Origin of the sequence: Arthrobacter bussei, from assembly GCF_009377195.2 — a bacterium.
GTDB classification, from domain to species: domain Bacteria; phylum Actinomycetota; class Actinomycetes; order Actinomycetales; family Micrococcaceae; genus Arthrobacter_D; species Arthrobacter_D bussei.
This window is the reverse complement of the sequence record NZ_VJXX01000001.1, coordinates 953,973-967,561: the sequence shown is the minus strand read 5'-3', so window position 1 is coordinate 967,561 and position 13,589 is coordinate 953,973. Positions and strand designations below refer to the sequence as shown.

Below are 13,589 nucleotides of genomic sequence, written 5' to 3'. Positions count from 1 at the left end.
TCACACGCAGGAGATACGCGGTCGATGCGAGCGGGCTCGACGGGGCGCTGCAGGATGCGGTGCTTCCGGGAGGCTGACGGGCGGACCCTGTTCCGGCGCCGTTAACCCGGCGTTCACCGGCGCGCACCACGGCTGTTCAGGTGGTCTCGGCAGGGTGAGGGGCGAACGCCGTTCATCTTCTTGAGAGGTACCACCCCCATGACTGAAACCACGCGCCGCCTGCTGCCCATGCTGGGCCACACCAAGGGCAAGCGCAGTGCCGTGACCTGCGCCCTGAAGTGTGACAATGCGTGCTCCGATCCGGTCTGCAACACGTCGAGGAACACCTACTTCCGCGACATCGTCAGCAGCGAGTTCTCGCGCCGCAGCGCGCTCGGCGTGGGCGCTGCCGGAGCACTGACGCTCCTGGTCGGCACCCCGACCGGCGCCGTGTCCGCCGTCGCCGCCCCGGGGAAGCCCGGGAAGCCGGCGGGCAAGCTGGCCTTCACCGCCATCGCCCCCGTGGACGCCCTGGTGGATGACATGACCGTTCCCGAGGGCTACGGCTGGAAGCCGGTGATCCGCTGGGGCGATCCCCTGTTCGCCGACTCGCCGAGGTTCGACGCCGGCAACCAGACCGCGGCAGCGCAGGCGCTGCAGTTCGGCTACAACTGCGACTACACCGACATCATCGAGATCGAGGGCAGCAAGGGCCGCCGCGCGGTGCTCTTCGCGAACCACGAGTACACGAACGAGAACATCATGGTCCCACCGACCCTCGCCGCAGCCGAGGTGCGCGGGATCGGCAAGGCCGCACACGGCCTGTCCGTCGTCGAGCTCGAGCGCAAGAACGCCAACAAGCCCTGGTCCTACATCCAGGGTGCGGCCCTCAACCGCCGCTACCTGACCACCACGCCGTACGAGGTGACGGGCCCGGCCGCGGGCTCGGACCTCCTCAAGACCAAGGACGATCCCGCGGGACGGACGATCCTCGGCACGCTGGGCAACTGCGCCGGCGGCACCACGCCGTGGGGCACCATCCTCTCCGGCGAGGAGAACTTCAACGGCTACTTCGTCTCGCCCGGCACGAGCGCCGGCGACCGCCGCTACGGCATCAGCAACCGTCCGACCGTCCGCGGCTGGGAGATCGACGAGCCGCGCTTCGACACCCGGAACGCCGGCTACGAGAACGAGACGAACCGCTTCGGCTACATCGTGGAGGTGGATCCCTTCGATCCCACGTCCACCCCGAAGAAGCACACGGCACTCGGGCGCTTCAAGCACGAGGGTGCGAACGTCACGGTGGCCTCCGACGGCCGGGTGGTCGCCTACGTGGGCGACGACGAGCGCTTCGACTACCTCTACAAGTTCGTCTCCAGGAACCGGGTCACCCCGGGCACCAACCCCGCCGCACGTCGCGCCAACATGACGCTGCTCAGTGAGGGCTCGCTGTACGTCGCGCGCTTCCAGGGCAACTCGGTCGCCGAGATCAACGGCACGGGCACGCTCCCCTCCGACGGAGCTTTCGACGGCGTCGGCGAGTGGTTGCCGCTCCTCATCGACAACCAGTCGGTGGTGCCGGGCATGACGGCGGCCGAGGTGGCCGTCTTCACCCGCCTGGCGGCGGACACGGTGGGCCCCACGAAGATGGACCGCTGCGAGGACGTGGAGCCGAACCCCGTCTCCGGCAAGGTCTACGTCGCCTGCACCAACAACACCAACCGCGGCGTCGGTTCCAACGCGATCGCCGACGAGGCCAACCCGCGCACGCAGAACCGCGACGGCCACGTCGTGGAGATCACCGAGGCCGGCAACAACGCGACCGGCACGCGCTTCACCTGGAACCTCCTGCTCGTCTGCGGTGATCCTGCACGCAACCCGTCCACCTACTTCGCGGGCTACCCGAAGGACAAGGTCTCGCCGATCTCCTGCCCGGACAACGTCGCGTTCGACTCCGAGGGCAACCTCTGGATCTCCACCGACGGCCAGCCCGGCACCGTGGGATTCAACGACGGGCTGTTCAAGGTCGGCCTGGTCGGCGCGGAGCGCGGCCGTGTGCAGCAGTTCCTCGCGGTCCCGCGCGACGCCGAGACCTGCGGGCCCATCATCCGGGACCAGGAGGGCAGTGTGTTCGTGGCCGTGCAGCACCCGGGCGAGGACGGGACGTGGGCCGAGCAGGCTTCGCTCTTCCCGGACTACGTACCGCTCGGGGCCCTGCCCGGCAAGGGTGAGGCAGCCGTCCCCCGCCCCTCCGTGGTGCAGGTGTACCGCGGCGCGGAGGCTCCGGCCGAGGACCACAGGGGACGCGGCCGCCGCTCGCCCGGCAAGGCCCGGCCGAAGTCCGGCGTCAGCGAATCCCGTGGGAACAGCGACGGCAAGTAGCGCCGTCCCCGACCCGCACGGCCCACGCACCCCCTCCCCGTCGGGAGGGGGTGCGTTCGCGTCCGGGATGTGAGGATGGAGAGGTGACCGACTCAGAGACCTCCCATCCTGCTCCCCTCGGTTCCGCCGTGACGGCGGCCCGGGCCGTGCGGGCCCTGGTGGCGGGCGGTGTGACCGACGTCGTCGTGGCCCCCGGATCCCGCAGCGCCCCGCTCGCCTACGCGCTCGCGGAGGCGGAGGCCGAGGGGCTCGTCCGGCTGCACGTGCGCATCGACGAGCGGTCCGGCGCCTTCACGGCGCTCGGCCTGGCCCTCGGCGGACAACGGCCGGCTGCCGTCGTGACGACGTCGGGTACGGCGGTGGGCGAGCTGCTTCCCGCCGTCATGGAGGCGAACCATGCCGCGGTGCCCCTGGTGGTCGTCTCCGCGGATCGGCCCGGCGAGCTCCGCGGAACCGGGGCCAACCAGACGACGGTGCAGCCAGGGCTGTTCGGCGTCCACGTGCGCGCGGGCGTGGATGTGGGCGCGGGGGAGGATCCCACGAACCTCATCGCCGACGTCCTGCGCGCCGCACTCGGGCGGCCGGTCGACGGTACGGCGACCAGCCCGGCCGGGCCCGTGCACCTCAACCTCGCCTTCCGCGACCCCCTGGTGCCGGGCACGGACGATACCGACGCCCTCCGATCTGCCCGCCCCGCGCAGGCGGAAGGGCAGCAGGACGGTGCACACGGGTGGGACGCTGCAGGTGGATCTGTCATCGGATCGGATGCATCAGCCGGCTCGGGAACGCCGGAGTCCGCCGCGGAGGGTTCGACGCGCTCGGCGGGCGCGTCCCGCTCCGACGTTCCGGACGGTCAGGGCACGACGGTCGTCGTCGCCGGACACGGTGCCGGCGAGGTAGCCGCGGTGTTCGCCGCCCACCTGGACCTGCCGCTGCTGGCCGAGCCTTCGTCGAACGCGCGTTTCGGCAGCAGTGGCATCGCGGCCTACCGCCTGCTGCTGGAGCACCTCGGCCCGTCGATCACCCGCGTGGTCACGTTCGGGCGGCCCACGCTGTCCCGTCCGGTGACCGCGCTCCTCGCCCGGGCCGATGTCGAGCACGCGCTGTACCTGCCCGAGCCCGTGGCCTGGTTCGAGGAAGGGCGCCGGACCGAACGCATCATCGACGACCTGCCCGGACTGATCGCCTTCGCGGGTCGCGGGGCGGAGGGCTGGCTCGGGCGCTGGCGCGAGGCCGGGGCAGCGGCCGACGCCGCCATCCGCTCGCTCCTCGTCGACGAGGAGCGGCTCACGGGACTCGACGTGGCCGACGCCGTCTGGGAGCACACCGACGGCAATCTGGTGCTGGGGTCCTCCAACCCCATCCGGGACATGGATCTGATCGCCTCGACCGACTGGCATCCGCTCGAGGTCTTCGCCAACCGCGGGCTGGCCGGGATCGACGGCACCATCTCGACCGCGAGCGGCGTGGCGCTCGCGGCGGGCATCCCGACCCGCGTCCTCCTCGGTGACCTCACGTTCCTGCACGACGTCGGTGGCCTGCTCCTCGGCAGCGGCGAACCGCAGCCGGACATGCACGTCGTGGTCCTCAACGACGGCGGCGGCGGGATCTTCGGCCTGCTCGAGCACGGTGCCGAGACGACGACGGCGCGGTACGGCGCCACCGTCGAACGCCTGTTCGGCACCCCGCACACCGTGGACGTGGCCGCGCTCGCGGCCGCCTACGGACTCCGGTACGAGCGCGCCACGACGCTGGAGGAGCTGGATACGGCGATGGAGCGGCCCATCTCGGGCCGCTCCATCCTCGAGGTGCGCACCGACCGCAGCACGCTCCGGGACCTCCACGCACGGATCCGCCGGGCGGTGGCGGACGTGACGGCCCCCTAGCTAGAGCACCTTCGAGAGGAAGAGCTTCGTCCGCTCGTGCTGAGGGTCGCCGAGGACGTCGTCGGGCCTGCCCTGCTCCACCACGACGCCGCCGTCCATGAACACCACGCGGTCCCCGACCTCGCGGGCGAAGCCCATCTCGTGTGTCACGACCATCATGGTCATGCCCTCCCGGGCGAGCTGCTTCATGACCTCCAGCACGTCGCCGACGAGTTCGGGGTCCAGGGCGCTGGTCGGCTCGTCGAAGAGCATCATGTCCGGATCCATCGACAGGGCGCGGGCGATGGCGACACGCTGCTGCTGCCCGCCCGAGAGCTGGGCCGGGAAGGCATCCGCCTTCTCGGAGAGGCCCACCTTGGCGAGGTTGCGCCGGGCCACCTCGACGGCCTCGGCCCTGCCCCGCTTCTTGGCCCGCTGCTGTGCGAGCGTGAGGTTCTTCAGCACGCTGAGGTGCGGGAAGAGATTGAACTGCTGGAACACCATGCCGATGCGCGTGCGGACGTCGTCGAGGTCCGTCTCGCGGTCCGTGATGTCGATGCCCTCCACCATCACGGTGCCGGAGGTGGGCTCCTCCAGCCGGTTGACGCAGCGCAGGAGGGTGGACTTCCCGGAGCCCGAGGGGCCGATCACGCAGACCACCTCGCCCTGGTCCACATGGAAGTCGATGCCCTTGAGCACCTCGTTCTCGCCGAAGTTCTTGCACAGTGCGCGGATCTCGATCGCTGGCACCGCCGTGGTGCCCGGAGCTGCATGCGCCACGGGGATCACCGGCCTCTCTTGTTGTGTCGTTCGAGCTTCGCGACCAGCTGCGTGAGCGGGAGCGTGATGACCAGGTAGAGCAGTGCCGCCACCACCAGGGGCGTCGCGTTCGCCGAGTTCGTCAGGGAGTCGCGGGCGAAGGTCGTGAGCTCACGGTCGCCGATCGCCATGCCCGCGATGAAGAGCAGCGAGGTGTCCTTGATGAGGATCACGAGCTCGTTCGTCAGGGGAGGGGTGATGATGCGGAACGCCTGCGGGAGCACGACCGTGACCAGTGTCCACGTCGACCCCATGCCGAGGGACCGCGCGGCTTCGACCTGGCCCTTGGGCACGGCCTCGATGCCTGCCCTGATGGTCTCGGCGATGTACGCCGCCGAGACCACGATCAGGCCGATCAGGCCGGCACCCACGCTGCCGCCCGGCGCCTGCCACTGGAACGCGATCGGCACCGCGAAGGCGAAACCGAAGATCACGAGGAGGGCGGGCAGCCCGCGGAAGAGCTCGATGTAGCCGGTTGCGAGCCAGCGGTACGGCAGGACGGGGGAGAGCTTCATGAGCGCCAGGAGGAGCCCGAACAGCATGCCGCCCACGAAGGCGATCGCCGTGTAGACGATGGTGTTCTTGGCCGCGATGGTGAGGATCTCGGGGAAGGCGGCCCGCGCCACGTCGACATTGAAGAAGTAGGGCTGGATCCGCCCCCAGTCCGCGGAGAGGAGGACGAAGAGGATGACTGCAGCGAAGATCGCGTAGAGGACGCCCTGCGTGAGGCGTCTGCGTGTAGAGCGTTTCACGCGGAGGAACTACCTTCCTTCGAAGGAGATGGGGCCCGTGCGGCGCCGTCATCGACGCCGCGCGGGCTGCGATGGATCTACTCCGAGAAGTAGGTGTCGTAGATGTCCTGGTACGTGCCGTCGTCGCGCAGCGCGGTCAGCTGCTCGTTGACGGCGGTCACGAGCTCCTCGCTGCCTTCTTTGGACATGATGAAGCCGTACTGCTCGTCCGTGGGCAGTTCCTCGGCGATGGTGAAGGCGCCGTCCTCGGTGTGGCCGAGGTTGACCGGGAGGTCCTGGAGGAGGGCGTCGACGTTGCCCGCCTGGATCGCGGCGTACATCTCGGCATCGGAGGGGTACTGGACGAGCTCGGCCTCGGGGGCGTTCTGCTCCGCGTAGAGGGCGCCGGTGGTGCCCTGCTGGACGCCGACCTTCTTGCCGGCGAGGTCTTCGATGGAGGCGATGTCCGAGTCCGCGGGCACGAGGACGGACTGCAGGGAATCGTAGTAGGGATCGGAGAAGGCGAGGTTCGCCTGGCGCTCCTCCGTGATGGTCACGGCGCTCGCGCCGATGTCGCACTGGCCGGCGCCGAGGACGGCTCCACTCTGGAGCCCGTCGAAGCCGACGTCCTGGACGGCGAGCTCGAGGCCCATCCCGGTGGCGATCTCCCGCATCAGGTCCATGTCGAACCCGGTGTACTCGCCGTTCTCCTCGTACTCGAAGGGCGGGTACGGGATGTCCGAGCAGACCGTCAGCGACCCCTCGGAGACGAGGCTCAGGCCGCCGGCCTCCCCGGAGGCGGAGCCGGAGCCGGCGTCGTCGGAGCCTCCGCCGCAGGCGCTGAGCGCGAGGGTGCCGACGGCCAGGGCGGCCAGCAGTGCGTGGTTCTTGGAAAGCATGGGTGCCTCACTTGTGCGGACGTGATGGATCGGAAAAAGGTCCTGCTGATTCTAACGATGAAAGAGAGATGTGCGTCACAGGCTACAGGCATTGCCTATAGGTAACCAAGGGTCAGGACGGAGCGGTCAGGCCCAGCGCCTCGATCATCGGCCTGAACTTGCTCCAGGTCTCCGCGAGCTCGGCATCGGGCTGGGACCCCTCGACGATCCCGCACCCGGCATAGAGGCGCACGCGCATCGGAGTCTCGACCACCGCACCGCGCAGCGCGATCCCCCACTCCCCGTTGCCGCCGGCGTCGATCCAGCCGACAGGCCCCGCATACGGACCCCGCTGCAGGTGCTCCAGTTCGCGGATGAGCGCTCCCGCGACCGTCGTCGGCGTGCCGCACACCGCAGCGGTCGGATGGAGGGCCTGGACGAGGGCCAGCGATGTCGGGACCTGGCCGTCGTCGTCGACGGCGAGCTGCGCGGTGACGTCCGACGCGAGGTGCCAGACGTTGGGCAGCTGGAGCACGAAGGGCTCGCTGTGGGACGTCATGGAGCTCGTGAAGGGCTGCAGGGTCTCGGTGAGCGAGTCGATGGCGATCTGGTGTTCGTGGAGCTGCTTGTCCGAGCCGGCGAGCACCCTCGTGGGGTAGCCGGGGTCATCGACCGGCGCATCGGCGCGGTCCAGTGTCCCGGCGAGCACGCGTGCCTGCGCGGTGTTGTGCTCCACCTTGATGAGCATCTCGGGCGTGGATCCGATCAGACCGTCGACGGCGTAGGTCCAGCAGTCCTCGTAGCGCACCGCCAGTTCCCGCAGGACCTGGGCCGTGGCGACGGGCGATGCGAGGTGGGCGACGACGTCGCGGGCCAGCACCACCTTGCTGAGCCCGCCGCCCTGCACGTGCTTGACGCCCTCCTCGACGGCGAGCTTGTACTGCTCCTCGCTGAGCACCCCGGGGCCGAGGTGGTCCGCGGGATCGGGGGAGCGGTCCGCGTCCGGTTCGACGAGATAGGCGGCCAGCGCCGCCTCGGCTGCCTCCGCGCTGAGCTCGGCGCCGGCGTCGTCCGTGATGTAGGTCAGCCAGGCCCGTCCCTCGCTGCAGCCGATGACCACCTCGGGGACGATCAGGCGGGACTCGTGGGACGAGGTCTTCGAGAAGGCGAAGGACCCGAAGGCGATCAGGCCGGATCCGGGTACCCCGAGGTCATCCTGCACCTCGGCGCCAGCCAGCTCGCGGCGCCACCACTCCTGCGCCTGCGTGAAACGGTCCGGGCCGGTGGTGGTGAAGCGGGCCGTCTCGCCGTAGGCCACGAGGCCTCCGCCGCGCCGGATCCAGGTGTGCGCGTCATTGCGCACCACGTACTCGAGAAGGCCGGACTGCGGATCCATGTCGCCGCGTGCCACCGTGATGCTGCGGAGCCCGCGGGACTGTCCGGGCGCAGGCGTCAGCGCGGTGAGGGACGGAGTGCTCATGATGGTCCAAGCGTACTCCGGCGGCTCCGGCCCGCTTCCTGCGGGAAGGACGCCCTGCGCCGTGAGGTTCGGCACGTCCCGGTGCGTGCGCCCGCGTCCCGGCGGGCGCGGGCCTGCGGACCCTACCGTGCCGGTCGGGCATCGCGGCAATGTTTGAGACACTGGGGGAGTGAATCGTGCATCGCTGGAGAAGCGCCCTGACGAAGTAGCAGCCATGTTCGACGACGTGGCGCCCAAGTACGACGTCGTCAACGACGTCCTGTCGATGGGACAGACGCGTCGATGGCGCCGGATCGTCGTCGACGCGGTCGGAGCCGAACCGGGCCAGCGGGTCCTGGACCTCGCGGCCGGCACGGGCACCTCGAGCGAGCCCTACGCGGACGCAGGGGTCGACGTCGTCGCCTGCGACTTCTCGCTCGGCATGCTGAAGGTGGGCAAGCGCCGCCGCCCGGACATCGACTTCGTCGCCGGGGACGCCACCAACCTCCCGTTCGCGGACAACTCCTTCGACGCCTCGACCATCTCCTTCGGGCTCCGCAACGTCAACGAGCCGAAGAAGTCGCTCGCCGAGATGCTGCGCGTCACGCGGCCCGGCGGACGCCTCGTGATCGCCGAGTTCTCCCAGCCCACCGTGGCCCTCTGGCGCACCACCTACACCGAGTACCTCATGCGGGCCCTGCCGGCGATAGCGCGGAAGGTCAGTTCGAATCCGGACGCCTACGTGTACCTCGCCGAGTCCATCCGGGCGTGGCCCGACCAGGACGCTCTCGCCGCCTGGATCAGTGACAGCGGCTGGAACGACGTCGAGTACCGGAACCTCAACGGCGGGATCGTCGCCGTGCACCGCGCCGTCAAGGCTCCCGCAGCGCCCGGCGAGGAACCGCTCCTCCCGGGCCAGGTCCGGCTGACCCGACGCACGTCGGCGGCGGGCTAGATGTCCGTCCTGATCGTCGGCGCCGGTCCGGCCGGGTCCACCGCGGCCTACTACCTGGCGAGCGCGGGTATCGAGGTCACGGTCCTCGAGAAGACCTGGTTCCCCCGGGAGAAGGTGTGCGGCGACGGACTCACGCCCCGTGCCACGCGGGAGCTGCAGCTCCTCGGCCTCCCGCACGACGAGAGTGAGGGATGGCGGCGCAACAGGGGACTCCGCCTGATCGCCGGCAAGCGCACTGTGGAGGTGCCCTGGCCCGAGTTGAGCGACTTCCCCGACTACGGGCTGGTCCGCACCCGCCTCGGCTTCGACGAGGCCCTCGCCGAGCACGCTCGCTCGGCCGGCGCAACGATTCTCGAGGGTCACTCCGTGTCCACGGCTCTCCGCGACGAGACCGGTCGCGTCACGGGCGTGACCGTGAACCTGCTCGACGCCGACGGCCGGAAGACCGGCGAGACGCGGGATTTCACGGCCGACGTCGTCCTGGCGGCCGACGGCAACTCCACCCGCACCGCGGTGAGTCTCGGCATGCAGAAGCGCGACGACCGCCCCCTCGGGGTCGCCGTGCGCACCTACTTCACGAGCCCGCGCACGAGCGACGACTGGATGGAGGGCTGGCTCGAGCTGCCGGACGCCACCGGGAAACCGCTGCCCGGGTACGGCTGGGTCTTCGGCGTCGGGGACGGAACCTCCAACGTCGGGCTCGGCATCCTCAACTCCTCCGCCGAGTTCGGGAAGCTGGACTACAAGCAGGTCCTGCGTGACTGGACCGGCGGCATGCCCGCCGAGTGGGGCTTCACGCCCGAGAACCAGGTCGGCGAGATCCGGGGGGCGGCCCTGCCCATGGGCTTCAACCGCACGCCGCACTACAGTCCCGGACTACTGCTCCTCGGCGACGCCGGCGGCATGGTCTCGCCCTTCAACGGTGAGGGCATCTCCTACGCCATGGAATCGGCACGCTATGCCGCCGAGTTCATCGAGCGGTCCCGGTCCGTCTCCTCGCCGCTCGGCCGCGACCAGGTCATGTCGGCCTACGCACCCTACGTCCGCGAGCAGTGGGGCAGCCACTTCACGCTGGGCCGGATCTTCGCCCAGCTGATCGGCAAGCCGGCCATCCTCTCCCTCGCGCTGCGCACGGGCATGCCCGTCCCGCTGCTCATGCGGTTCGTGGTCCGGATGCTCGCCAACCTGACCGACGCCGGAGGCCGCGGCTTCGAGGACCGCGTGATCCATCTGCTCGAGTCCCTCGTCCCGCCCACCACCAACCAGCCGTCCGTCATGGGCACCCTTCGTGCGCATGGCGCCGTCGCACGTGGTTAGTCTTAGACCGTGACACAATCCTTCAACTCCGGATGGGCCAGCGTGGGCCGGGGCAGCGCGCTGGACACGGCGGACATCGCGGACGACTCCGAGGCTCTGCGCCTGCCTCCCGGGTTCGCCCTCATCGCCGAGGACCCGGACCTGGGGCCGTCGGTCTCGTCCTGCCTCGCCGAGGTGGAGAAGCAGCTCCGCGGAGCCATCGCCAACTCGGACCCCCTCGCCGACGCCACGAGCCGCCACCTCGTCGAGGCGGGCGGCAAGCGCATCCGGCCCCTGCTGACCATCCTCGCCTCGCACCTCGGCAACCCGACCCGCGCGAAGGTGGTCCAGGCCGCCGTCGTCGTCGAACTGACCCACCTCGCCACGCTGTACCACGACGACGTCATGGACTCCGCGCCCTACCGCCGTGGCGCCCCTACCGCGCACGAGGTCTGGGGCAACTCCGTCGCGATCCTCACGGGTGACCTCATCTTCGCCCGCGCCTCCATCCTCGTGTCCGAACTCGGCGGGGAGGCCCTCGGTATCCAGGCCCGCACCTTCGAGCGGCTCTGCCTCGGGCAGCTGCACGAGACCGTCGGTCCCCGCGACGGCCAGGACGACCTCGAGCACTACCTCTCCGTGATCGCGGACAAGACCGGCTCCCTCGTCGCCGCCTCCGGGCAGCTCGGCGCGCTCTTCGCGGACACCCCGCGCGAGGTCGTCGATGTCATGGTGTCCTACGGCGAGAAGGTCGGTGTCGCCTTCCAGCTCGCCGACGACGTCATCGACGTGACCGGCCTGAAGGTGAAGTCCGGCAAGGCTCCCGGGACCGATCTCCGCGAGGGTGTCCCCACCCTTCCGGTGATCCTCCTGCGCCGCGCCGCCGCTGCCGGAGACAGCTCGGCGGCGGACGTCGTCGCCCTCGTCGACGGTGACCTGACCTCCGACGAGGCGCTGGCCGAGGCCGTCGCCGCCGTCCGCTCGCACCCGCAGACGCAGGCTGCGTGGGCCGTGGCGCAGCGGTGGGCGGACGACGCCGTCGCCGCCCTCGAGCCGTTGCCGGACAGCGTGGTGAAGCAGGCGCTGGCCAGCTTCGCGCAGGCGGTCGTCAGCCGGGACGTCTAGCGGTCCTGCCGCGTTCCGTCTGCTTGTGCCCTTGCGGCTTCGTGCACGGGCTTCGAGGCCGGTCGGTGCCGATCCCCGGCGTGCCGCACCACGACACGCGCTCCGCTCGCCGAAGCACGTGCACGACGCCGCATCCCCATGCCGTCTGCGAGTGCTCGGCCGGTCCACATAGCAGCCGGATCACCGGCGACGGCGGGCTGCAGCACCTTGGCTGGACCCATGACACCCGAGCAGATCCTCCAGTCCTCCGGCGGGGTGGCCCGCACCTCCACCCTCCTGCAGCGCGGAGCGGGGGAGCGCGCGATCGAGCGCTCCATCGATGACGGCCGGATCCTCCGCATCCGACGGGGAGTCCTGGCCCTTCCCGGGGCGCCGCCCGACCTCGTCCGTGCACTGGCAGCGGGAGCACGCCTGACCTGCCTGTCCGCTGCCACCCACTACGGGCTCTGGTGCGTCCGGCCGTGGTCGGTCCTGCACGTCAGCCGGGCCGGGCGATCGGCTGAGGGATGTATCAATCACCGGGGAAGATCCGTTCCTCCGCACCCCCGCATGCCGCTGGTCGGACTCGCCGATGTCCTCGTGCATGTCCTGCAGTGCCGCCCGCCGGAGGAGTCGGTGCCTGTGGTGGAGTGCGCGCTCCGACGCGGTGCCACGACGGCGGCCTTCGTCGGATCGAGGCTGAGCGGTTCGTTCAACGGCGTGGCCCGCACTGCCCTGGCGTCGGTGGATCTGACCGGGGAGTCCGCGATCGAGGTCGTGGCACGCCTCCTGCTGCGAGGTGCCGGCCTCGACGTCCGGCCACAGGTCCACATCGCGGGAGTGGGTCGTGTCGACTTCCTGGTGGAGGGCCACCTGATCGTCGAGATCGACGGAGCGGCGTTCCATTCTGACCGGCAGGCACTACGGCGTGACCGCAGGAGGAACAACATGACGGTGATCGGCGGCTACCTGGTGCTGCGTTTCTGCTACGAGGACGTCATGTTTCAGCCGGACGATGTCCTTGCGATGGTCCTCGCGGCGCTCGACCGCCGTCCCGTCCGCTGACGGTGAGCGCAGCTGCCGCTTCGTGCGCGGCATTCCGGGCCGACTGCTCCGGATTACCGGCGTGTCCCCGCACGACACGCGCTTCGGGGGCGAAAGGGCGCCTCGAGGCCGCAGCAGCACCAGGAGGATGCCGGTGGGCGCTACCTCGTCGGGAGGAAGGACCTGAGCTCGTCGGCCTTCCGCGCCCGGACGGCGGGATCGACGATGGGGCGCTTCGGGGTGAAGTAGAAGCCGTCGTCGTGCCACCGCGGCAGGATGTGCTGGTGGTAGTGCCAGACGTGCTGGCTGCCGGCGGGCTCGTTGTGCTGCCGGGTCGAGACACCGTCCGGTTCCCATGCCAGCTTGATCGCGACGGCGATGTCCCGGGTGAGCGTCATGATGCGGGCGGCGACGTCGTCGGGCAGCTCGTACAGCAGTTCGACGTGCTCACGGGGCGTGACGAGCACGTGACCGGGGTTCGGCTCGAAGCCGTGCGAGGCGATGAACGCCAGCACGAGGTCGTCCGCGTAGATGACGTCCCCGGGCCTGCACAGATTCTTCGGATTGCTGAAGTCACCCCGTGCCAGGTCGCAGAACGGGCACCGGTAGCCTTCGGGAGCGTGGTGGACGAACTCCATCAGTTCTCGTCGTCCTCCTCGAAGACCCACTCGAAGAGATCCAGGACGTACTCCGTGAAGGTGCCCTCCTCGCTCTGCCACTCGCCGCGTGCATTGTTGCGCCGCCAGACGATCGGGTCCGGGACGTCGAGCTGCTCCACCCTCATGCCCCAGGTGTACTGCTCGTCCTCGTCCTCGAGGAACAGCAGGAAGCCGTCCTCGATCTCGAGCTCGTCGGGGTCCCAGAAGAAGTGGAAGGCCTCCATGATGTCCTCGGTGGCACCCACCGCACGGTAGAACTCGCGGAGCGCCAGGGGCAGCTCGAAGTCCTTGCCCTCGAGCATCTCGGCGAGCTCGTCCTCGGTCAGCCCGTCTTCCTCGGCCCACTCGTCCTCGAAGTACGAGGGCACCAGGGCGCGGAATTTGTCGGAAAACAGCTCAGTCACAGGTACTCCAGGAG

The 13,589-nt window shown here is 70.0% G+C and carries 12 protein-coding genes; 6 read left to right on the top strand and 6 right to left on the bottom strand.

The window, feature by feature from the left end; genetic code table 11:
- The first annotated feature begins 198 nt into the window (after window positions 1-198).
- Together FNH21_RS04540 and menD are read left to right on the top strand one after the other, a co-directional pair.
- The gene (locus FNH21_RS04540; RefSeq protein ID WP_152812594.1) at window positions 199-2,361 is read left to right on the top strand and encodes a PhoX family protein; all 2,163 of its coding nucleotides are present in this window, start codon (window positions 199-201) and stop codon (window positions 2,359-2,361) included.
- 83 nt (window positions 2,362-2,444) lie between these two features.
- Entirely contained in the window at window positions 2,445-4,247 is a 1,803-nt protein-coding gene (gene menD, locus FNH21_RS04535; protein ID WP_191931613.1) for a 2-succinyl-5-enolpyruvyl-6-hydroxy-3-cyclohexene-1-carboxylic-acid synthase, read from the top strand.
- On the opposite strand, the gene FNH21_RS04530 is transcribed toward menD, so the two are convergent.
- From FNH21_RS04530 to FNH21_RS04515, 4 genes are all read right to left on the bottom strand, one after another.
- On the bottom strand, window positions 4,248-5,012 hold the full coding sequence (locus tag FNH21_RS04530; RefSeq protein WP_422108758.1) for an amino acid ABC transporter ATP-binding protein: 765 nt from the start codon (window positions 5,010-5,012) through the stop codon (window positions 4,248-4,250).
- Window positions 5,012-5,797 (bottom strand): ABC transporter permease subunit, encoded by a 786-nt coding sequence (locus FNH21_RS04525; RefSeq protein ID WP_191931612.1) that lies wholly within the window; start codon window positions 5,795-5,797, stop codon window positions 5,012-5,014. Before FNH21_RS04525 ends, FNH21_RS04530 begins: the two co-directional genes overlap by 1 nt.
- 77 nt (window positions 5,798-5,874) lie before the next feature.
- The gene (locus FNH21_RS04520; RefSeq protein WP_152812592.1) at window positions 5,875-6,675 is read right to left on the bottom strand and encodes a basic amino acid ABC transporter substrate-binding protein; all 801 of its coding nucleotides are present in this window, start codon (window positions 6,673-6,675) and stop codon (window positions 5,875-5,877) included.
- Between the two features lie 112 nt (window positions 6,676-6,787).
- The gene (locus FNH21_RS04515; protein WP_152812590.1) at window positions 6,788-8,134 is read right to left on the bottom strand and encodes an isochorismate synthase; all 1,347 of its coding nucleotides are present in this window, start codon (window positions 8,132-8,134) and stop codon (window positions 6,788-6,790) included.
- Between the two features lie 169 nt (window positions 8,135-8,303).
- Here FNH21_RS04515 and FNH21_RS04510 point away from each other — a divergent pair, with 169 nt between their 5' ends.
- From FNH21_RS04510 to FNH21_RS04495, 4 genes are all read left to right on the top strand, one after another.
- Complete coding sequence (locus FNH21_RS04510) at window positions 8,304-9,068, top strand: demethylmenaquinone methyltransferase (protein ID WP_191931611.1); 765 nt, start codon at window positions 8,304-8,306, stop codon at window positions 9,066-9,068.
- Window positions 9,069-10,385: a geranylgeranyl reductase family protein gene (locus FNH21_RS04505; protein ID WP_152812586.1), complete on the top strand. Its 1,317-nt coding sequence runs from the start codon at window positions 9,069-9,071 to the stop codon at window positions 10,383-10,385.
- Window positions 10,386-10,394: 9 nt separating this feature from the next.
- A complete protein-coding gene (locus FNH21_RS04500) occupies window positions 10,395-11,489 on the top strand; it encodes a polyprenyl synthetase family protein (RefSeq protein ID WP_191931610.1) in 1,095 nt (364 codons plus the stop codon).
- Between the two features lie 219 nt (window positions 11,490-11,708).
- Complete coding sequence (locus tag FNH21_RS04495; RefSeq protein WP_191931609.1) at window positions 11,709-12,533, top strand: DUF559 domain-containing protein; 825 nt, start codon at window positions 11,709-11,711, stop codon at window positions 12,531-12,533.
- A 140-nt stretch (window positions 12,534-12,673) separates the two neighbouring features.
- Here FNH21_RS04495 and FNH21_RS04490 read toward each other — a convergent pair whose 3' ends face one another.
- Both FNH21_RS04490 and FNH21_RS04485 read right to left on the bottom strand, forming a co-directional pair.
- Window positions 12,674-13,150 (bottom strand): HIT family protein, encoded by a 477-nt coding sequence (locus FNH21_RS04490; RefSeq protein WP_152812582.1) that lies wholly within the window; start codon window positions 13,148-13,150, stop codon window positions 12,674-12,676.
- Window positions 13,150-13,575, bottom strand: coding sequence for a hypothetical protein (locus FNH21_RS04485; protein ID WP_191931608.1), 426 nt, complete (start codon window positions 13,573-13,575; stop codon window positions 13,150-13,152). Before FNH21_RS04485 ends, FNH21_RS04490 begins: the two co-directional genes overlap by 1 nt.
- Window positions 13,576-13,589 lie beyond the last annotated feature (14 nt).